General features: G+C 51.5%; 25 protein-coding genes. 9 read left to right on the top strand and 16 right to left on the bottom strand.

The window, feature by feature from the left end; genetic code table 11:
• Positions 1-64: 64 nt before the first annotated feature.
• On the bottom strand, positions 65-1,783 hold the full coding sequence (gene acsA / locus JOE21_RS16665) for an acetate--CoA ligase (protein WP_309868479.1): 1,719 nt from the start codon (positions 1,781-1,783) through the stop codon (positions 65-67).
• 318 nt (positions 1,784-2,101) lie between these two features.
• On the opposite strand from acsA, the gene JOE21_RS16660 reads away from it, so the two are divergent.
• The 3 genes from JOE21_RS16660 (at position 2,102) to JOE21_RS16650 (ending at position 4,389) form a co-directional block, all read left to right on the top strand.
• A complete protein-coding gene (locus JOE21_RS16660; protein WP_309868478.1) occupies positions 2,102-2,734 on the top strand; it encodes a GNAT family N-acetyltransferase in 633 nt (210 codons plus the stop codon).
• A 123-nt stretch (positions 2,735-2,857) separates the two neighbouring features.
• Positions 2,858-4,024, top strand: a complete 1,167-nt coding sequence (locus JOE21_RS16655; RefSeq protein WP_309868476.1) for an acetoin utilization protein AcuC — start codon at positions 2,858-2,860, stop codon at positions 4,022-4,024.
• A 173-nt stretch (positions 4,025-4,197) separates the two neighbouring features.
• Positions 4,198-4,389, top strand: a complete 192-nt coding sequence (locus JOE21_RS16650) for a hypothetical protein (protein ID WP_309868475.1) — start codon at positions 4,198-4,200, stop codon at positions 4,387-4,389.
• A gap of 59 nt (positions 4,390-4,448) precedes the next feature.
• On the opposite strand, the gene JOE21_RS16645 is transcribed toward JOE21_RS16650, so the two are convergent.
• The 10 genes from JOE21_RS16645 to JOE21_RS16600 all read right to left on the bottom strand — a co-directional run bounded on the left by JOE21_RS16645 (position 4,449) and on the right by JOE21_RS16600 (position 12,742).
• Positions 4,449-5,153 (bottom strand): 5'-methylthioadenosine/adenosylhomocysteine nucleosidase, encoded by a 705-nt coding sequence (locus JOE21_RS16645; protein WP_309868474.1) that lies wholly within the window; start codon positions 5,151-5,153, stop codon positions 4,449-4,451.
• Positions 5,154-5,166: 13 nt separating this feature from the next.
• The gene (ccpA, locus tag JOE21_RS16640; protein WP_309868472.1) at positions 5,167-6,195 is read right to left on the bottom strand and encodes a catabolite control protein A; all 1,029 of its coding nucleotides are present in this window, start codon (positions 6,193-6,195) and stop codon (positions 5,167-5,169) included.
• Positions 6,196-6,442: 247 nt separating this feature from the next.
• A complete protein-coding gene (locus tag JOE21_RS16635) occupies positions 6,443-7,549 on the bottom strand; it encodes a bifunctional 3-deoxy-7-phosphoheptulonate synthase/chorismate mutase (protein WP_309868471.1) in 1,107 nt (368 codons plus the stop codon).
• Between the two features lie 108 nt (positions 7,550-7,657).
• Entirely contained in the window at positions 7,658-8,440 is a 783-nt protein-coding gene (locus tag JOE21_RS16630; RefSeq protein ID WP_309868470.1) for an anti-sigma factor family protein, read from the bottom strand.
• Between the two features lie 12 nt (positions 8,441-8,452).
• Complete coding sequence (locus JOE21_RS16625) at positions 8,453-8,989, bottom strand: RNA polymerase sigma factor (protein WP_309868468.1); 537 nt, start codon at positions 8,987-8,989, stop codon at positions 8,453-8,455.
• Positions 8,990-9,193: 204 nt separating this feature from the next.
• A complete protein-coding gene (locus JOE21_RS16620) occupies positions 9,194-9,622 on the bottom strand; it encodes an EamA family transporter (protein WP_309868466.1) in 429 nt (142 codons plus the stop codon).
• Between the two features lie 180 nt (positions 9,623-9,802).
• Positions 9,803-10,255: a YtxH domain-containing protein gene (locus JOE21_RS16615; RefSeq protein WP_309868464.1), complete on the bottom strand. Its 453-nt coding sequence runs from the start codon at positions 10,253-10,255 to the stop codon at positions 9,803-9,805.
• Between the two features lie 22 nt (positions 10,256-10,277).
• Positions 10,278-10,694: a DUF948 domain-containing protein gene (locus JOE21_RS16610; protein WP_309868463.1), complete on the bottom strand. Its 417-nt coding sequence runs from the start codon at positions 10,692-10,694 to the stop codon at positions 10,278-10,280.
• Positions 10,695-10,791: 97 nt separating this feature from the next.
• The gene (nagZ, locus tag JOE21_RS16605) at positions 10,792-12,582 is read right to left on the bottom strand and encodes a beta-N-acetylhexosaminidase (RefSeq protein ID WP_309868462.1); all 1,791 of its coding nucleotides are present in this window, start codon (positions 12,580-12,582) and stop codon (positions 10,792-10,794) included.
• A gap of 28 nt (positions 12,583-12,610) precedes the next feature.
• The gene (locus tag JOE21_RS16600) at positions 12,611-12,742 is read right to left on the bottom strand and encodes a hypothetical protein (protein ID WP_309868461.1); all 132 of its coding nucleotides are present in this window, start codon (positions 12,740-12,742) and stop codon (positions 12,611-12,613) included.
• A 213-nt stretch (positions 12,743-12,955) separates the two neighbouring features.
• Between JOE21_RS16600 and JOE21_RS16595 the strand changes: the two genes are divergently transcribed.
• From JOE21_RS16595 to JOE21_RS16580, 4 genes are all read left to right on the top strand, one after another.
• A complete protein-coding gene (locus JOE21_RS16595; RefSeq protein ID WP_309868460.1) occupies positions 12,956-14,047 on the top strand; it encodes an isocitrate/isopropylmalate family dehydrogenase in 1,092 nt (363 codons plus the stop codon).
• Between the two features lie 105 nt (positions 14,048-14,152).
• Positions 14,153-14,875 (top strand): hypothetical protein, encoded by a 723-nt coding sequence (locus tag JOE21_RS16590; RefSeq protein WP_309868458.1) that lies wholly within the window; start codon positions 14,153-14,155, stop codon positions 14,873-14,875.
• A gap of 64 nt (positions 14,876-14,939) precedes the next feature.
• Complete coding sequence (locus JOE21_RS16585; protein ID WP_309868457.1) at positions 14,940-15,296, top strand: hypothetical protein; 357 nt, start codon at positions 14,940-14,942, stop codon at positions 15,294-15,296.
• The gene (locus JOE21_RS16580; protein WP_309868455.1) at positions 15,296-15,574 is read left to right on the top strand and encodes a hypothetical protein; all 279 of its coding nucleotides are present in this window, start codon (positions 15,296-15,298) and stop codon (positions 15,572-15,574) included. The genes JOE21_RS16585 and JOE21_RS16580 overlap by 1 nt, the downstream gene beginning before the upstream one ends.
• Positions 15,575-15,648: 74 nt before the next feature.
• On the opposite strand, the gene JOE21_RS16575 is transcribed toward JOE21_RS16580, so the two are convergent.
• Positions 15,649-15,939, bottom strand: a complete 291-nt coding sequence (locus tag JOE21_RS16575) for a hypothetical protein (RefSeq protein ID WP_309868454.1) — start codon at positions 15,937-15,939, stop codon at positions 15,649-15,651.
• Positions 15,940-16,212: 273 nt separating this feature from the next.
• Positions 16,213-16,503 carry a hypothetical protein gene (locus JOE21_RS16570; RefSeq protein WP_309868453.1) on the bottom strand — a complete coding sequence of 97 codons (291 nt, stop codon included), beginning with the start codon at positions 16,501-16,503 and terminating at the stop codon, positions 16,213-16,215.
• 197 nt (positions 16,504-16,700) lie between these two features.
• On the opposite strand from JOE21_RS16570, the gene JOE21_RS16565 reads away from it, so the two are divergent.
• Positions 16,701-16,850, top strand: a complete 150-nt coding sequence (locus JOE21_RS16565) for a hypothetical protein (RefSeq protein WP_309868451.1) — start codon at positions 16,701-16,703, stop codon at positions 16,848-16,850.
• 221 nt (positions 16,851-17,071) lie between these two features.
• Positions 17,072-17,224 carry a hypothetical protein gene (locus JOE21_RS16560; protein ID WP_309868450.1) on the top strand — a complete coding sequence of 51 codons (153 nt, stop codon included), beginning with the start codon at positions 17,072-17,074 and terminating at the stop codon, positions 17,222-17,224.
• Between the two features lie 309 nt (positions 17,225-17,533).
• Here the strand turns inward: JOE21_RS16560 and ytxJ are convergent, their stop codons facing one another.
• The 3 genes from ytxJ to JOE21_RS16545 all read right to left on the bottom strand — a co-directional run bounded on the left by ytxJ (position 17,534) and on the right by JOE21_RS16545 (position 19,054).
• The gene (gene ytxJ / locus JOE21_RS16555) at positions 17,534-17,878 is read right to left on the bottom strand and encodes a bacillithiol system redox-active protein YtxJ (RefSeq protein ID WP_309868449.1); all 345 of its coding nucleotides are present in this window, start codon (positions 17,876-17,878) and stop codon (positions 17,534-17,536) included.
• Between the two features lie 122 nt (positions 17,879-18,000).
• Positions 18,001-18,432 carry a hypothetical protein gene (locus tag JOE21_RS16550; protein WP_309868447.1) on the bottom strand — a complete coding sequence of 144 codons (432 nt, stop codon included), beginning with the start codon at positions 18,430-18,432 and terminating at the stop codon, positions 18,001-18,003.
• A gap of 43 nt (positions 18,433-18,475) precedes the next feature.
• On the bottom strand, positions 18,476-19,054 hold the full coding sequence (locus JOE21_RS16545; protein WP_309868446.1) for a hypothetical protein: 579 nt from the start codon (positions 19,052-19,054) through the stop codon (positions 18,476-18,478).
• Positions 19,055-19,178: the final 124 nt, after the last annotated feature.

Genomic DNA, 19,178 nt, shown 5'->3' with positions numbered 1-19,178 from the left:
ATTCTTATAAATCACCCACAAACAAAAAAGCGGCGGTTCTATCACCGCCGCTCGTGTTTCTCACTCAGTCTTCCATGGTCGATAAGTCTCCGGTGGGCAAATCCAGTTCCCACGCTTTCAATACCCGACGCATGATTTTACCGCTGCGGGTTTTGGGCAGTTTATCTTTGAAATCGATCTCCCTGGGAGCGGCGTGGGCGGCCAACCCCTCCTTTACGAAGGCCCGGATCTCCTCTTTGAGTGCATCGGACACCTCATATCCTTGACGCAGGGAGATAAACGCTTTGATGATCTCCCCCCGAACCGGATCCGGTTTTCCGATCACGCCCGCTTCCGCCACAGCCGGATGTTCCACCAGTTTGCTTTCCACTTCAAACGGCCCCACCCGCTCACCGGAAGTGTTGATCACATCGTCGATTCGGCCCTGGAACCAAAAGTACCCTTCTTCATCCATGTAAGCGGAATCACCGGAAACATACCAGCCGGGAATGCGAAAATATTCATTGTACTTGGCTTCGTTCTTCCAGATGGCACGCATCATGGACGGCCATGGGGTACGGATCGCCAGATTACCCATGCGGTACGGAGGCAGTTCATTGCCTTCGTCGTCGATGATTGCCGCTTTGATTCCCGGGAACGGGCGACCCATGGAGCCCGGTTTGATCGGCATCTGCGGGTAATTGGAAATCAGGATCCCGCCGGTCTCAGTCATCCACCAGTTGTCGTGGATGCGCCGATTGAAAGCTTCCAATCCCCAACGCACCACTTCAGGGTTTAAGGGTTCCCCTACACTCAGGATATGACGCACATGGGAGAGGTCGTATTTTTTCGCCACGTCTGCCCCAGCACCCATCAACATACGAAAGGCCGTCGGAGCGCTGTACCAAATCGTCACCCGGTTATCCTGAAGAGTTTGATACCAATCGTCAGGGCTGAAGCGACCACCGCGGATCACGTTGGTCACCCCGTTTAACCAAGGGGCAAAAATCCCGTAGGAAGTTCCGGTCACCCATCCCGGATCCGCCGTACACCAATAAATATCCTCTTCCTGTAAATCCAATACCCATCTTCCCGTTTGGTAGTGTTGAATCATGGCGTTATGAACATGAAGCACCCCTTTGGGCTTGCCCGTGGAACCGGAAGTGTAGTGAATAATCATCGGGTCTTCCCGGTCCATCCACTCGATTTCCAGATTCGGCGAGGCGGCTTCCATCTCTTTTTCAAAATCGTAAGTTCCGTCCGTCAGTTCTCCAGTGGCGCCCACCAAGATAATATGCTTCAAAGCCGGCAGCTCATCGACTGGAACCCGCTCCAGCAACTGGGGTGTCGTCACCAGTGCGACAGCTTCACTGTCTTCCAGTCGATCCCGCACCGCCCCTTCCATGAAGGCTTCAAACAGCGGGCCGACGATCGCACCCACCTTCAGAATGCCTAAAAAGCTGAAATACAGTTCCGGAGTCCGGGGCATGAAGATAAAGACGCGATCTCCTTTTTTGACACCAATCTTTTTTAGCACATTTCCAAAACGGTTCGACTGATCCCGCATCTCGCGGAAGGTGTACTCTTCCTTCCGATCGGGATCACTGTAATACAAAGCGACCTGATCCCGCCGTTCGGTTTCGGCATGACGGTCGATTGCTTCATAAGCAGCATTTACTTTTCCTGTTTCGTACCAAGAAAACGCCTTTTCCGCCTCTTTCCAATCAAAGCTTTCAACTGCCTCTTCGTATCCATGCAGGTTGTTTCCCGACGTTTTCACACCAATTATTTCTGCTTGCTTCACTAAGGACCCTCCCTATCAGCCTGAATGCCACAATCAGTAAAACAGCGTTTACCTGTTACAAGCGAGACCCGGGAACGAAATGACCGAGGCGAGACTTGTGCTGAAAGTGCAGATGAGGGGACCGGTATCGTTTCCGGTTAATTTGGGACTTGATGAAAACGTCTTCATCCATCACAATTATAACATAGATACAATAATTCGCAATGTTGCACAGTTTCATTGTTCCCGGTTTTGCCCCATCCACTTGATAGGAATCCGACATATAATGGAGGAAGGAATAACGGATGGATGGACCCCACTTTTGGAGGTGGCAAGCCTTTGGAACACCGCAAACAATACCACTCCCTCACGCTTCCTGGATCGGGGGGTGACTTAATGGTGGAAGGCCCTGTCCCCCCAGAAACGTTTATACAATATTCCTTCCATGAAGGACTGGTCGCCTTTCGTCCTCCGGAAGAACAACAGCGGGCGATTCTCGGCATCACCCGATTGCCGGAGGGGCGGGTTATCATCGCTCGCACCGCCAACGAAATCGTAGGGTATGTAACCTATCTTCACCCCGATGCGCTGGAACACTGGTCGAAAGGCAATATGGAGAACCTGCTCGAATTGGGGGCCATTGAAGTGGCAGCCCCGTATCGAACAGATGGGGTCGCCAAAGCGTTGTTGCGCGTCTCTTTCTTAGATCCCTATATGGAGCACTACATCGTTATCTCCACCGAATATTATTGGCACTGGGATTTGAAAGGAACCGGCCTGTCCGTTTGGGAATACCGCAGAGTGATGGAGAAGGTAATGGCCAGTGCCGGGTTGGAATGGATGGCTACAGACGATCCGGAAATTACGGCTCACCCCGCCAATTGCCTCATGGCTCGGATTGGCAAGTATGTTCCCCCATCCTCGGTGGAACAATTTGACCGCCTTCGGTTTCGGCATCGGATCCTATACTGAAACGTTGCTTATGGAAAAAATCATGTGCTGAAAAAGATCTACGGATCGAGGGCTGAACTGACACGGCCGGCCGCAAAGGAGTCCGGCTCGGCAAGGAACCCGACAAGTAAGGAGGTTCGTTGAATGGAGTCCGCACGGTTAATCTACAGTAAAGATTTTTTAAGATACCGCTTCAGCGAAATCCACCCGTTTAACAATAAACGGCTGGAACTGACTCTAGACCTGATTCGCTCCCTGGGACTCCTGTCACCGGAGCATCTGATGCCCCCCCGAATGGCAACGGATGAGGAACTGGCCCTCGTCCATACTCCCGAATATATCGAGGTGGTAAAACGGGCTGATGATGGAACCATCCCTCCTGAACGGCTGGAGGAGTACGGATTGCACACGGAGGACAACCCTGTCTTTCCAGGCATTCACCAGGCGGCTGCTCTGGTGGTGGGCGGTACCCTGGAGGCGGCGGAAGCCGTTATGTCGGGGCGTTGCACCCATGCCCTTAACCTTTCAGGGGGATTGCACCACGCCCTTCGCGGGAAAGCATCCGGCTTCTGCATCTATAACGACGCCTCTGTTGCAATCGCTTACTTGCGTAAAAAATACGACGCCCGCGTGATGTACATCGACACAGACGCCCACCATGGAGACGGAGTTCAATGGTCTTTCTACGACGATCCCCATGTCATGACTGTTTCCATCCATGAGACGGGACGCTATTTGTTTCCCGGAACAGGCCATGTATATGAACGAGGTACCGATCGGGGAGTAGGCACGTCCCTCAACGTTCCGTTGGATGCCTTCACGGAAGATGACTCATGGTTGGACGCCTTTGAACAGGTAGTCCCAGCAGCGGTACGAGAATTTTGCCCCGACGTTATCCTGTCCCAAAATGGATGCGATTCCCATCGTTTTGATCCCTTGACCCATCTGTCCACCACCATGCGTATCTACCGGGAGATTCCCCGACGGGTCCGGCAGTTGGCCCATGAGTACTGCGATGGACGTTGGATCGCCGTCGGAGGCGGCGGTTACGATATCTGGCGGGTAGTTCCCCGGGCGTGGACCCTTCTGTGGGCGGAATTGTCCGGTCAAGCGCTGGAAAACTGCAAACTGCCCCGTCAATGGCTGGAACGATGGCAGCCCGAAAGCCCCTGTTCCCTGCCTGAACAATTGATGGATCCGGAAGGGATCTTTCAACCGATCCCACGCCGAAAAGAGATCACGCAAAAAAACGCCATTACGGTGCAACAGGTCACCCGCTTTTTCAACCAAAATCAAGCCTGTGGTCCCTAAAACCCTTCTTCCTTCATGTTTATACTGACCAGTCAGGTCAATTTCATTAACCCAAAAAAGCAGGGATTTCTCTTAACGTTGATTTATTTTCTTCGTTGTCAGAACATCATGCTGTTCCGGATCGGGGATCGTACACGCAAAAGCAGGAGAACGAGGGGAGGGAGGATCGATACATGAAAAACTGCCAGTTTTGGGGGCCAGACAGCAATTATTTCGCCCAGCGGTTGATGGAACGGGGAATCCTGGTTCAGGCGGATGGAACGGGGTACCAAGCGACATTCCCTGATGAAGGAACCATGGAAGCCTATTTATGCGAGGTACGAGCAGAAATGGATTCAAGGAAGTTCTTTCTAACGGGCGAATGATACAATCCCGGAGAAATCAAACGACCCGTCGGTTCGTATGGACCGACGGGTCGTCTGATTTACGAATGATGCTGTCCGATCATATTTTTTACGATCCCATTGGATCGACGGGCGGCAATGACGGCAAATTCCTGGAAGTTTACATCTGCGGAATGATCCGCCCGGTCGGACATCGACCGGATCACGACAAAAGGAATATCGTTCAGGTGGCACACATGGGCGACGGCTGCCCCCTCCATCTCCACACAAGCGCCGCCCATCTGCTCTCGCAATTCCCGAACCGTGTCTACACGGGCGATAAATTGATCTCCTGACAGCACTTTCCCCCGGATCACCCGTCCTTCCGTCCACATCGATGCCGCTTTTTCCGCCAGCCGGATCAGTTCAGGATCGGCTTGAAACTCCGAGACCTTTTGAAAGGGGATTTCTCCCTTCGAGAGACCCAGCGGAGTCACATCCATATCATGTTGCTGACAAGAGGTGGACACGACAATGTCACCGATATCCAGTTTCGGATCGAGTGCTCCCGCCACCCCCGTAAAGATGACGGATTCCACTCCATAACGGTCAATCAGGACTTGTGTGCAGACGGAGGCGTTTACCTTGCCCACTCCGGAACGGCACACGACCACGGATTGGCCGGCCAACCGCCCCGAGTGGTATCGGATACCGACGTGCTCTTCCGTCTGCTCCCTCTCCATTTCCTCCAAAAAAAGGGCAATTTCTTCTTCCATCGCCCCAATTAAGCCAATCCGTTTCTCCATTCCCTTCTTCCCTTCATAATTCCTTTAGACGGGTGGAGTCCGCCAACTCCAATCGATAGGGCAATACCACTTGATTTTCTTCGATCGTCTCGTCATTCATGTATTTGGTCAACAAACGCATGGCCACTGCACCGATATCATACATCGGTACCGCCACCGTGCTCAACAGGGGCCGCACTTGAGAAGCGAGGGGGATGTTGTCAAATCCCATCACCGACACATCTTTCGGTACATCCAGACCCCGATCCTGAACCGCATGGATGGCTCCTACCGCCATCTCATCGTTGACCGCAAAAATCGCCGTGGGGGCATCCACCATCCCCAAGAGCTCCTTGGCCGCTTCCAGACCGGAATTATATCGGTAGTTGCCCAGGCGCACCCAATTTTCGTTAAAGGGGATTCCTTCTTCCTCCAAGGCTTCTTTGTACCCCTGGTAACGGGGGAAACCGATGATCGGATCCGTCAGTGGGCCGCCCAACAGACCAATCCGCTTGTGACCTTCCCGAATCAATATCCCGGTCGCCTCTTTCGCTGCCTGCACCTGATCGATCGTGACATAGGGGCGGTCCTTGTCCACTTCGTCATGAGTAGCCGCCAGCACAATGGGAACCTGAGCTCCGGAAAAGATCTCCCGATGCTCCTCAGTTACTTCCCCGCCTAAAAACAACAGTCCATCTACCTGCTTCTCCAAAAGCGCTTCAATCAACTGCATCTCTTTCTCTTTTTTCAGATCGGAGTTGCACAAGATAATGTTGTAATGATACATGTTGGCAATATCTTCGATCCCCCGGGTTAATTCCGCAAAAAAAGCGTAGGAGATATCCGGAATCACGACACCAACGGTAGTCGTTTTCTTGCTTGCCAACCCACGGGCCACGGCATTCGGACGATATCCCATCCGACGAATGGTCTCCAGCACTTTCTTTCGGGTGACCGGCTTTACATTAGGATTGCCGTTAACCACACGGGAAACCGTTGCCATGGAAACCCCTGCTTCCCGGGCCACATCATAGATTGTTATCGTTTCTTTTTTCTTCCCCATTGGATCCACATCCATTTGGTTGATGGTTTTTCCGTTGTTCTTTTAAGAATACGACAAATTCCTGCCTCTTGCAAAGGTTGTCATCGTTTAAATGGTATTCCTTCCCACTTCCAGTCGCTCTATCCTTTGGTTTGCCCCATTTGTACCATTCCAATGAAGAAGAGGACCGACTTTTAGAAAAAGCCGGTCCCCAATGGATGGGATCAAAAGTTGACAGGCGAGTTGATTTGGTCGGCTACACTCACCATCAACCGACGGTAACAGGAGCGGGTGCTACCAAACCAGTCTGACGAATCTCCTCCATAAACGTATGGAATCGTGGAATATCGATTTGTTGATTGGCGTCTGACAATGCCACAGACGGATCGGGGTGCACCTCTAGCATAATTCCATCCGCACCCGCGGCCAATGCTGCACGAGCCACGGGCAACTGGATGTCCCGTCGGCCGGTGGAATGGGTAATATCCACAAAAACAGGCAGATGGCTTTCCTGCTTCAAAATCGGAACCGCCGAAATGTCCAAGGTGTTACGCGTCCATTTTTCGTATGTGCGAATCCCCCGCTCGCACAACATGACCTGGCTGTTCCCACGGGAAACAATGTATTCCGCCGCAAACAGGAACTCTTCCACCGTGGCGGACATGCCCCGTTTCAGAAAAACCGGTCGAGACGCTGCTCCCGCAGCCTTGAGAAGCTCAAAGTTCTGCATATTGCGGGCACCGATCTGGATCACATCCACATACTGCTCCGCCATCTCCATATCAGCGGGATTGACAATCTCACTAATCACCTTCAAATCAAATTCATCGGCAACCCGACGTAAGATCTGAAGCCCCTCGATCCCCATACCCTGAAAATCATAGGGAGAAGTGCGCGGTTTAAAAGCGCCACCCCGCAATAGAGAGATCCCTTGTTTCCGCAAAGCTTGGGCGACTTGGCGCACTTGATCTTCCGATTCCACGGAGCAAGGTCCTGCTACAATCGTTTTCGTGTCATGACCAACCGGAATTTCTCCAACGTGGACAACCGTATCTTCCGGATGCCGCTTGCGACTCACCAGCAGCGCCTTTTTATGGTCCTTCTGCTGCAGATCGAGGGAAGCTTTGAAAATCTGTTTGAACAGATGCCGGATCGTATCATTGTCAAAAGGACCGGGATTATCCGCAACCAACTGATCCAACATGTCCCGCTCCCGGACGGGATCAAAGCGGTTGACCCCTTGTGCTTTTTTCACCTCACCAATGGCTTTGGCCAGCTCAGCCCGTTGGCTCAGCAACTCCAGCAACTGCTGGTTAATCTCATCCACCCGGCTTCGCAAACGTTCAAGGTCTGGGCTCTTCTGTTCCTGGCTCATCTCAAAACTCCCCTCTCAAATTTTAATGACTATTATATCCGAAATCCCTCTGCCGTGTCATGGCGATTTGGTAAAAAAAACGCCATGCCCCCTCCCAAAAAACGGGAATTAAGGCAAGGCGGGCGTAGCGGCTAACTTGTCAAACCAGCGAGAGATGTTCCCCTCGTTTTCAGGAAAAGTGAATGTCTCCAGGTGCGGGTCATTCCCTGTCGTCAAGATGACGGAAGTAGGAAACGAAGGGTCTTCGATCATATTGCCGTCCCGGGTATCGAAAGAAAGTCCCATAGCGGCCAACAGCGTTTGCAATGTGTCGGAATCCGGCACACCGACAAAGACAAAGCGTTTCAATTCTTTGTGCCAATCCATTTTACCCTGCAATACAAACGGAATGGCACTGGGATAGACCCAAGCGGTATCTGCTTGGAACTCATGATCCGCCATTTTCTCCTCCTCATCGTCCTGGGGACGGATGACTCGGATATAGTCGTTGTCGGGGATGGGCAGGCTCTCCGATCCGGTGGCCAACACCATCACCTCGGATTCAACGGGCAGCTCCTCCGCTTCTTGGGTGGCAACCGGCTCCGGAGAAGTACCGGCAACGTCGGGACCCATCTGGTCGTGATTTTTCAGGGGTGGAACAAATAGGATGATAAACACGACGGAGGTGGCAACCGCCATCCATTTGATCATCTGGTTGATTGCGGAAATCCGGGAACCCTCCTGATGTCCGCGAATCTCTTCCAACGTTTGCACCAAGGCCATCATTTCCTGCAAACTCTGCCGACACGAATCACAGGTTTTGATATGTTCCCGCAGACACGTAAGTTCCGCCTCGTCTATCTCTTGATCGAGGTAGAGTTGGATCAGCCGATCCATATCCTTGCAAGACATCCATCGATCCCCTTACTTTTTGGAGAGTCGCTCCTTCAGCATCTTCCGGGCTCGAAACAATTGTGTTTTCACGGTTCCTTCTGGAATGTCCAGAGCTTCACTGATCTCGGTATAGGAGTATCCCCGGAAATGCCGCAACACAACCACCCTCCGATAGATTTCGGGCAGTTCTTGTATTTCGTCCTTCACTCGTTCCAGCATCAATCGCTGTTCCACCTGTTCCTCCACGGACAAGCGGTCAACGGAGTGAGGGGGCTCTGATTGTATAAACGCATCTTCCAGGGCCACCAGTTTCAAGCTTTTTTTCCTTTTTTGATCGCGGAAGCGATTGGTCATCATCGTCCTCAGCCATGCTTTCAGCGATTTTTCGTATACATACTTATTGGACTTGCGATGAGCCTGCCACAGCGTCTCTTGGGTTAAGTCCTTGGCATCCTCGGTGTTTCCCGTCAAGCGGTATGCAATATGATACAGGTAGCGTCGGTGCTCCTGAAGCCGTTCCAAAAATTCATCCGTCATCGACTTTCTCGATGATTCTTCCCCATTCATGAGAAACCTCCTGCTCCCCACACGCACGCACCTACAGGTGACGGTGGATGGCGATTTCTATTATTCATAGATTGGAAGACGTTTGCGAGCCTTCTGTAACAGGAGAACATGATCCAAAAAAAATCACAACCCATCCGATTCGGCATGGGTTCATTTTGATTTCCTTATGCTCTTGTTTTCTCTCAAATATAAATCCGTTTGCAGTTATTCACCGAGGAGAAAAACACCCGCCACCACCAGCACGATTCCGCACACTTTAGCCAATGTGACTGTCTCCCCGAAAATGAAAACGGATAGTAGAAAAGCCAATACGGGAAAACTGCCCACAACCGGCATTACCCGACCCACATCGCCAATCTCCAACGCTTTAAAGTAAAAATATTGAGCAAAGAGAACGCCAAAAACTCCACCCAATAGAACGTATAACAGAGAGCGGCCATCCGGGATCGACCACCCGCTCGACTGGGGGAACACCATCCAATAGAGGACAACCAAAAGTGTGGTCACCCCCGCCCGCAAAAATAACGCCATTGCCGGTTCCGTTCGAACCAATCCCAACTTTTCAAAAATAGGAGCCACTCCAAAGCAAAATGCCGCCAGCAAAGCAAAAACCAATTCCCGGCTCATGTACATCCGTCCCTTCCTCACATATATATGTAACTAGCGGATGGACATGCAGGAAACGATGGTGACTGGGTGACCGGAACAATCCACAGGAGATCCCGGAACCAGTCAGTCCCTAAGGAGAGACTTATGGCACAAGAAAAAGCGCCGGCAAGCTCCGGCGCTTTTGTCGATACCTTTCTTTGCCAATCAAGACTTTAATTGGTCCGATACTTCTTCACCCAGTTCTTCCACTTTCTCGCTCGTTTTGGAGGCGACTTCTTCCACTTTGTCGCTGGTTATCACTGCCGCTTCCTCCACTCGGTCACCTGCTTGATCACGGACTTCCGACCATTTGCGGTTGGCGGTGTCTTTCCAATCTTCCACAGTGGAAGCCACTTCTTTCACAGTGGAAGATGCCGTGTCACGGATTTCAATCCACTTGTCGGTAGCCGTATCTTTCACGTCGTGAGCGCGCTGGTTCAATTGATCGGTCTTCTCCAACATCACTCCCTTAGCGGTCTCCAGGCTCCTGCTCAGATCTTCCCGGGTCTCCCGTCCCGATTTCGGAGCCAACAAAAGAGCCGCCGTCGCACCGATGACGCCCCCAATCACCGCGCCGATAAACAAATCCTTTCCATTCATGCCCTTGTTTTCACTCATTGATTATCCCATCCCCTTTCCTTTAATTTACTCTTTTCGGCTTACGGTCATCCGATCCTTTTTCCGATCGCCATTTTTTCCATAGATCCATCACAACAGAAGCGACCGCGGTCACGTTGGCCAATCGCTCTTTTTGAACCGATGCAGTTCGGGTGATGCTGGTGGATAACTCCTGCAGACTGTTCCCCATTCCGTTTACAGCCTGAAAGAACGCATCGGTCTGTTCGCTTTTTAAACGAGCATCCTCCAATAAGTGACGGGCCTCTTTTAAAGTGCGGCTGGATTCATCGGCCACTTCCTCCAGACGGGGTTTCATCTCCCGCAGGGTGGAGTCCACCGATGTTAAGGTGTCCGTCAGTTTACGAAGTGCCAGAATCAAATAGACTGCCAATACCACGAAAGCGACCGCAGCAACGGCGGCGCTGATTTGCAGGATCAATGGGGCACCTCCTCCTCAATGGCTGTAATACCCAGTTGCATGCTAGAAAAAACACAATGACTGTTTCGGACCATTCTCTGACCAAACAAAAAATCAATCAACCACTGGGTGATGACGGGGACCCGTTTTCGGAATGACCCCTGGGATACAAACGGGGGATTTCCACCGGAAGGGTTCCCTTGGGCTCTGTTTCACCCGTCAATACGTCCACTGCAGCCCGAATGGAAACCGGTTGGGAGCTGTAAGCAGTCAGATAAGCCAGATCAGCAGGCAAAACCGACACATCATAAGGAGTGTCCAATCCCACGGCAATCACCGGTTTTCCGGTGTGTCTCAACCCGGTTACCAACTCCTGTTGTTCCGGCCGCATCTGGGCCTGGGACAATGCCACCACCACCGTGTCGAAAGCGGCTACTCCTTCATACGCCGCCTGACGTTCCATCGGATCAGGCTGAAGAGGAACCGACCGAGCCTCCGCATCAAAACCTGCCCCCTGGAAAGCACGCTCCCATTCATCGGCATGGGCGGGAGTGAGGATTAACATCCGTGGAGTCTGGGACGGACTCAAGGGAAGCTGTTTGGCAGGATCGCGTACAAGCGTTACCGCTTCTTCAGCCACCCGTGCAGCCAACTCGGCATGTTCCGGATCGGCCAACTCTTCCAGACCTCCACTCGGTTCCAGGTCGGATTGATCCAGGATGGAGGCTTTTCCTAACGGTTTCGCTTTCAATTGTAGGATTCTGCGTACAGACTGGTCAATCCTCTTTTCAGAGATTTCACCCGCTTCCACCGCTTGAATCACCGCTTGAATCGACTCCTTCTGTCGATTCCAATCATGGGCAACCAGCAGAATGTCCGCTCCCGCTTCCACCGCGCGGACAGCGGCATCGCCCGCCCCAAAGTTGTCCACGATCGCCCCCATCTCCATGTCATCGGTGATGATCACACCGTCGTACCCCCACTCTTCCCGCAACAATCCCGTCAATACCTGCGGAGAAAGGGTGCCGGGCAAACCCGGTGTGTCATCGATGGCAGGAAAGGTGATGTGGGCGGACATCACGGCGTCCACCCCTGCATCCAGCGCTTTTTTGAAGGGTTTTAACTCCACCTGATCCAGTCGTTCCATGGAGTGAGCTACAGTGGGAAGATCGACGTGTGAATCGCTGTCGGTATCCCCGTGACCGGGAAAGTGCTTCACCACACTCAATACACCGCCCTCACGGAACCCCTTCATCTGAGCGACTCCCAGTTCCGCCACCTGATTAGGATCACCAGAGAAAGAACGTACCCCGATGATGGGGTTTTGATCATTGTTGTTCACATCCAGGGAAGGAGCCAGGTTCATGTTGATTCCCATCAACCGGAGTTCTTTACCCATCACTTTCCCGGTTTGGCTGGACAACTCCGGATCTCCGGCCGCCCCCAGGGCCATGTTCCCAGGAAAGAGAGTGACTCCATCTCGGATTCGGAGCACTTTCCCTCCCTCCTGATCAATGGAAATAAACAAAGGAACACCCGTTGACGACTCTCGGGCTTTGGCTTGCATGTCACGATTCAATCGGGCCACCTGTTCGGGGGTGTCCACATTGCGATCAAACAGGATTACGCCTCCCGCATGATACTCCTCAATCAGCGTAATCGCCTGTTCGTTCATTTCCAAAGCGGGTTGGTCTCCGTTATGGAAACCGACCATAAACAACTGCCCCACCTTTTCTTCCACACTCATTTCCTGCAACTTGCGTTCCACCCACTCATCAGCAGACTCTCCCTCCGCTCGTCCATCAGGGGGGGACAGGGGGAACCGCGTAGAAAACACCCACAGGGTCAGAGCGAGAACGACGGCCAAGGTAAACACCGCCAGCGTTTTACGCCCGAAGGCACCCTTCAATCCCAACACTCCTTTAATCTGACTTGCTTCATGATGCAAACGAAAGGATTCCAATACCGAAAAAGAACATGCTTTGCATGGTGAGGCTACTGACAAACCCATCACGGGAACGGTCGGGGTAGTTATCCGTCTCCGCTCCAATGCGTGGCAAGTCGCTCACCGGATAACCACCCCTCCTGTTCTGGCCATCTCAGTGTGTTTGTCATTAATCTGAACATGCTTTGCATGATTTTCCGTATCCGTCCTCCATTATAGTTCATTCTCCTTTCGATTCGGAAAACGGAATTCGACAAAGCCGCGTCTTTTCTGAATCTTCAGCGGTGTGGTGCCAAACTCTCCCTATAGGTATAATAGGAAAGGATATTGAGACGAGGTGATCATCTTGGAGGAGAAAAAAAGCATCGTGGTCTTAGATGGGGACCAGACTGGTCAAGAGCTTCTAGAAGAAGCTCTACGTGTCATTTCCCCTGATGTGATCGGGATGGATATTGAACTGAAGCATTATGATCTCAGCTTGGAGAATCGCCGTCAAACACAAAACGAAGTGGTTTATGAGGCTGCTCGGGCCATGAAAGAGGCCGGCTTCGGATTGAAAGCGGCTACGGTTACTCCGGAAGAAAAAGGGGACGTGGGAAGTCCCAACGCGATTTTACGCAAAGAAATCGACGGAAAAGTGATCATCCGAACAGGCCGGCGCATCCCCGGTGTGGTGCCGGTGGCGGGTGCATTTGCCCCTATCTCTGTGATTCGTATGGCTGTGGGTGATGCATACGGTGCCAAAGAATGGCGGGAAGGGGACGGGATAAACGAAGTTTCCTACCGGACAGAATCGATTGATCGCAAAACCTGCCGCGCGGTTGCAGAGTACGCATTCCGGCATGCCAAACGAACGAAGTCCAAAGTCTTCGGCGGCCCCAAGTATACGGTCAGCCCTATCTATGAAGGGATGCTTAAGGAAGAAATGGATGAAGCGAGCAAACGGTACCCGGAAGTACCGTATGATCCGCAATTGATTGATGCCACATACGCCCTCCTGTTGAACAGCCCCGGTGATCCGATGGTGATTCCGGCTCTCAACCGCGATGGCGACTGCTTGAGCGACATGGTATTGCAACTATTCGGGTCCATCGCCGGTTCCGAGTCCATCCTGATGAGCTTCGACGACGACTTCAACCCACAAGTGGTCATGGCTGAAGCCCCCCATGGAACGGCACCCACACTCTACAAAAAGAATATCGCCAATCCCATGGCCATGATTTTAGCCACTGCTTCCCTCCTGACCCACTTCCATGAAAACCAGGCTTCAGCCGCATCCCGCGCCATCTACGAAGCCACCATTGAAGCCGTGCGTGAAGGGTTCCGCACCGCAGATCTGGGTGGAAGTGCAACCACCTCGGAATTTACCGATGAAGTGATCACCAAGGTGCAGACCAAGTTGGAAGTATGGAACAACCTTCAGATGTGAAGTCCCTTTATCCCCCGCGATCACCATCAGCGGGGGTTTATTTTGGTGTAGTTGTCCAGACAACCAGTGATTTCTTCGTTATAATGAATGTGAAGGAGGAAAACCATGGACACCCTGAGATCCTTATCCCAACATCCGTGGCTTCGTCGGATCCCTGAGGGGGTACTGTTGGCAAGCGTCACCGGATTGGGATATTTCTCTGCATATTTGAGCGATGTTGGATACAAAGCTCATTTCGGTATCCCGTCCTTGTTCGTCGAAATCAGTCTGAACGCAGTAGTCCTTGCCGTCTGCATCAATATTTTCACGTTGATCGTCGCGTATCTGTCCCTCGCCGCCAGCTGGTTTCGTTCATATGGAAAATGGCTTTTTCCCTTCCTGATTCCCGCCGCCATCACCATTCTCATCATCCTGAAAACTGAAGCCACCTGGAACAAGATGAATGTTCCGACGATGATCTTATTTTATTTTTTCCATGCCGGACTGTTGTTTCTATTTTTCCACCTCGCTCACAAAAAGGCACGAGCCACGCAAGCGGTTTCGTTGCTCTTTCTCGCCATCGCCATGGTTACCACAGGATATAGCAGCGGCCAACTGATCGCCCAAAACCAACAAACCTTTATGGTTTCCCCCGGAGATTCCGGTGAATCCGACTGGATTGTCATCGATACTTATAAGGACGCCTTGGTGATCGCCCCCTTTGATAGCCGTACCCGTACGGTAAAACCGGAATATCACTTTGTCCATCTGGAATCGGACCGAAATGAGGAGCTTTTCTTCACGATGAAACGGGTGGGTCCATTGCGCCTCGCGAACGGATCGGATTAACCGCTCCATTCGACGTGTTTCCCTTCCTCATGACCGGGAATACAGAAGGAAAGGAGGATGTGATGTGCGCGGGAGCGAACCCAAATGGTTAGAGATGGAATTCAAGGGGCATTACGGTCACATCATATACCTGGATCGCGTCACCCATTCTGAACTCCCGCTTCGGGCCAAAATTTACAAACATTCCTGGTACCGGTGGGACATTTATATGGAAACAGAATGGGATGTCGAAGGACGCCACGTGCTCGGCTGGATGTTCCTGGGAACCGGACGATGGAAATCACAGGCACTCAAAAAGGCCAAAACAATCCTGGAAGATTGCTGGATACAGGGACATTCCCCTTGGACACCCGCCCCGCCCCGTCGCTCCTTTCCCCTGACTCGCTGGCGTAACGTGGTAAAAGAAGGAGGGCACACTTGATGGATCGTTTGGCTCACTTAAAAAAGGTGTTTGGATCGGATCTGGAACCGGACCAAATTATCTCGGTCCCCAGAGATATCCGGGAAGCGGTATGTCTGCATGTAAATGAGGAAGTGGACGTCACCCATACTTCGATTCGACCCGTTTTCGATGAGCAGGATGTGTTGTTAAAGCCGCTCCCGGATCAACCCGACACATGGGCCGGGCAATGTGTCCAGTGCGGGAAGGTATATGTGATGGATCATAAAGCTTCGACCGAACCACAACCTCCGGAATAAACCAAAAATGATCGCCCCACCTTCTGGGGACGATCATTTTTTTCCCTTTCACACTATGTAGGAACGTTCGCTTCTTATCCCACACTCTTTTCCCCTGTTTTTTTCCAGCCGTTTTCAATACCGATGATCACTTCATTCAGTGTCATTTCGTCTTCCAGGTAAACTTGTATCAGTTCATATACGGTGGGGATCTCTTCTTCGGGGTATTCAATAGCTTCCAGCATTTCATTAAGAGGATCATAAGAGCGGCTTAAAATCTGTACACTGCCTGACTGCAATACGGATTCCAACTGGGTCGTTTTTTGGTAGACCTCTTTGATCATACGTAAGATAATGGCCATCATTTTTTTCTTTTGAAGATCCATGGGTTACCGATCCTTTCCTGGCAAAGTATCTACCACACATCTTTTGACCCTATGTTCAAGCAAAACATCCAACCCATATCTGTATAGCAAATGACATGCTTTTATTTTAAACGAATTGCAAAGTGGAGTGAAAGGGCTTTTTCGGTAAGCCATAAACGTCTTTCGGATATTCACCATAGAAAGATCCCCTCTACAAGTCTACAGTAAGGGAGCAGTTGCTTGTTACTGTCAACTTACGAGGGGCTCCTTCCATTCATCCTTTGACCTGATTTATCACCGTCGATTCCGTCCACGAGGAACCTTCCGTTTTCCTTCCAACAGATCCATGCCCAACTGAGGATTGCGCTGGACATCTTTAGCAAAATCCTGCAACTCACCTTTTTCTACGTCGGCTTGGGTCACTTTCATCAGATAATCCAGAACGGCACTCATACCGCCGCGTTCGTTGGCTCGTTTGGCTCCCGCCAATATCTGATTTAGTTGCTGTTCGGTCAGCACCCGTTGGCCCATCATGTTATTGATCATTTCGGTCATTTGCTTTACCGAAGGCCCTTTGCCCGCCATGATATATCCCTCCCCGCAGCTTTCCCTCCACCTTATGTACACGGAGGTGGAAAAGCACGGGCACTCGCCCCTCGTTCCCGCAAATTGGGCTTCATGGGAGTGCGGTTCCATCGATTTTTCCCACTCTTTCTCTCCTCATATTGAATATGCTGAAACAGAACAGACATCTCTTGTTTAAGAGGAAGGGGGAATTCGGCTTGCCCTGTTATCGAAAGGGATCGCCACCGTTTCCTCTCCCCCCGGAGGAAGCGGCGTTCCAGGATGAAATGCAGCGCCTGCTGCTCTTTTTGCTGATTATCCCGACCATTTTTTGGTATGCCGGTGTACTGGATGGAGAGATCGACTAGACGAACATCCAATTTACGGGCTTGGGATATCCGCCTGTACACTTCATTTGCCCCATGCATAATTTGTACCATCACGTTGGGAAGGGGGGCGGCCACATGTCCGGCTACGGTTACGGTTATGGCTTTGGCCTGCGTCGCTTGTTGATCTTCCTGCTTGTCATTGCTACCATCTTCGCCGTTCTCGGCATCTGGTACTGATCCGGAGAAGATGCCGTAAATGAATGACAGGGCAGGCCCGGTCCCCCAACCGGGCGTGGAAAGGGGGGGAAATCATGTCCGGTTACGGTTACGGTTACGGCTATGGCTTCGGTCTGCGCCGCTTGCTGATCTTCCTACTGGTCATTGCCACCATCTTCGCCCTGGTTTGCTACTAAGTGAACCCCTTTCAGGGTCCTCAACCATAACCGATAGGAAGGAGGGGAACCCATGTCCGGCTACGGTTACGGCTATGGCTTCGGTTTACGTCGCTTGTTGATTTTTCTGCTGGTCATCGCCACCATCTTCGCTCTGATCTGCTACTAAACCAATGAGCGAAGAAGGTGACCTTGACCCCGTGACTGCGCCCTCCCTGGGGGGGCTTTTCTGTGAAAACAGCCCCTGGTATCCTCAAACACCAGGGGCTTAACGTTTTTACAGCCCGTCCTTGCCTATAAAAAAACGCCCCCGGGCGGGGGCATATCTCGTCACTGTTCCAGCGCTTCCTTAAGAGAGCCTCTCGTAATATGCCAATGGGATCGGTTCCAGACCGGCGCACCATTTCGGATCAAAATGGCTTGGGGGGATTGATGCTTCACTCCGACATCATCTGCGATCCGATTGGACACATCCCGGGATTCGATCACTTTTACAAAGAGATACACCACATCTTCCGGGGCATCCTCAGCCAGAAACGTTTCATATTCTTGAAAAGCGTCGGCACTGACCGGGCAGCGAGTGCTGTGTTTCATGACCAGCATCGGCCGTTCCTCTGTTTGGGATAACCAGTGGGACCATTCTTCCGTCGTCGTAATCTCTTTCCATTGGGCCATGCCTTTTCACTCCTTCGATGAAGGATCGATTTCTCCTTTATTGTACCACTGAAACGAAAAGGAAAGAGGGCTCTTCTCCTCCAGAGAATGACAACCCCCTCAATCCCACTGAGAACCCCTGATCAATCCAATTGTTGGAGCCGTGCCGACCGTCGGTTTTTATTCAACAGGTTGAGCAGCAGCTGGTACTCTTCCAATAAGAGCGTTTCAAAAAATTTCATTTCTTCCCTCAGCTTCCGGTTTTCGCGAATCCACTGCCGCATTTCTTCGTTATTGGTATTTATCTGCTGTTCCAGTTGGTATAATCGCTCTTTCAGCTGCTGATATTCTCCATCCCGTTCAGTCCATCGCTTTTCGGTAGGAGGAGGTTCCATCTCCGTTCCCTTTCGAATGTTGGCTAAACTTTTCCAGCGGTGATAGCACGTACTGCTGCTGCGCCCTAACCGTTCACCGATCATTTCAAAAGTCCGGGCGCGGGGCATTCCTGCTTTTTTACATTGGACAGCCATTTGAAGTAGAATCCGGTCTTCTTCGGTGGTCCAATCTCGGGACAAATTTTGCACCTCATTTCATCCAGGCAATCTTTGTCCCTTCAATTTATGATTCAATCCGCCGGTCCGTATCCACACCTGCCCCTTCATGAGCAGGGGAAATCGCCTCTTCTTGCTTCTCCTCGTCTTCTTCCATATCCAATTGGCTGCTGCGTGCCTGTTCCAACAGTTTGACTAAACTGGCATAACGATCTTTGATTTCATCCTGAAAATCTCGGAACGATTCCCATTCGTTCTTTAGGTCGGCATGTTTCTCTCTTAAGCTTCTTAATTGGAATGCCTTATCCCTGTAAAGGCGTTCCAATTGATCCAGCTTTCTTCGATCTTCCCGGTACAGCTGGTCCATTTCTCTTAACGAACGGATCACGCCTTTCAAGGAATCCCCTGATGAACGACGACGGTTCAACTGTTTGGCCACCCGTTCCCTTTTGGCATTTCGAAAGGCTCGCATTTCCCGTTTACGAAGGACGGCATTCCAACGAAAACCGCATGCCCCTGCTGTCCGCCCGATCCGTTGCCCCACCCGTTCAAAGGCTTCCAATTGGCTCTGCCCCTGGCGGACCGATGTTAACACTTCATCCGTCAGGATCTGATCTTCTTCCTCTGTCCAGGAACGACCTCTCATCAATCCGATCCCCTTTCTTTCGCTTCTATTGGTACTATCTTATTGGGCCGAACGAAAAAGGTGACCAATCGCTGTTTATCATTAGGAAATAAAAGTCCGATCACCAAATATTCCCATAAAAAAA

This window comes from Desmospora profundinema, from assembly GCF_031454155.1.
Lineage (GTDB): Bacteria > Bacillota > Bacilli > Thermoactinomycetales > DSM-45169 > Desmospora > Desmospora profundinema.
The sequence above is the reverse complement of the archived record's forward strand: the minus strand, read 5'-3'. Positions and strand labels throughout refer to the sequence as shown.

Bases quoted from the DNA above. Each gene is read 5' to 3' on its own strand.
- JOE21_RS16655 (WP_309868476.1), top strand. From the start codon at position 2,858: ATGGAGTCCGCACGGTTAATCTACAGTAAAGATTTTTTAAGATACCGC.
- JOE21_RS16650 (WP_309868475.1), top strand. From the start codon at position 4,198: ATGAAAAACTGCCAGTTTTGGGGGCCAGACAGCAATTATTTCGCCCAG.
- JOE21_RS16645 (WP_309868474.1), bottom strand. From the start codon at position 5,153: ATGGAGAAACGGATTGGCTTAATTGGGGCGATGGAAGAAGAAATTGCC.
- ccpA (WP_309868472.1), bottom strand. From the start codon at position 6,195: ATGGGGAAGAAAAAAGAAACGATAACAATCTATGATGTGGCCCGGGAA.
- JOE21_RS16635 (WP_309868471.1), bottom strand. From the start codon at position 7,549: ATGAGCCAGGAACAGAAGAGCCCAGACCTTGAACGTTTGCGAAGCCGG.
- JOE21_RS16630 (WP_309868470.1), bottom strand. From the start codon at position 8,440: ATGTCTTGCAAGGATATGGATCGGCTGATCCAACTCTACCTCGATCAA.
- JOE21_RS16625 (WP_309868468.1), bottom strand. From the start codon at position 8,989: ATGAATGGGGAAGAATCATCGAGAAAGTCGATGACGGATGAATTTTTG.
- JOE21_RS16620 (WP_309868466.1), bottom strand. From the start codon at position 9,622: ATGTACATGAGCCGGGAATTGGTTTTTGCTTTGCTGGCGGCATTTTGC.
- JOE21_RS16615 (WP_309868464.1), bottom strand. From the start codon at position 10,255: ATGAGTGAAAACAAGGGCATGAATGGAAAGGATTTGTTTATCGGCGCG.
- JOE21_RS16590 (WP_309868458.1), top strand. From the start codon at position 14,153: ATGGACACCCTGAGATCCTTATCCCAACATCCGTGGCTTCGTCGGATC.
- JOE21_RS16580 (WP_309868455.1), top strand. From the start codon at position 15,296: ATGGATCGTTTGGCTCACTTAAAAAAGGTGTTTGGATCGGATCTGGAA.
- JOE21_RS16575 (WP_309868454.1), bottom strand. From the start codon at position 15,939: ATGGATCTTCAAAAGAAAAAAATGATGGCCATTATCTTACGTATGATC.
- JOE21_RS16570 (WP_309868453.1), bottom strand. From the start codon at position 16,503: ATGGCGGGCAAAGGGCCTTCGGTAAAGCAAATGACCGAAATGATCAAT.
- JOE21_RS16560 (WP_309868450.1), top strand. From the start codon at position 17,072: ATGACAGGGCAGGCCCGGTCCCCCAACCGGGCGTGGAAAGGGGGGGAA.
- ytxJ (WP_309868449.1), bottom strand. From the start codon at position 17,878: ATGGCCCAATGGAAAGAGATTACGACGACGGAAGAATGGTCCCACTGG.
- JOE21_RS16545 (WP_309868446.1), bottom strand. From the start codon at position 19,054: ATGAGAGGTCGTTCCTGGACAGAGGAAGAAGATCAGATCCTGACGGAT.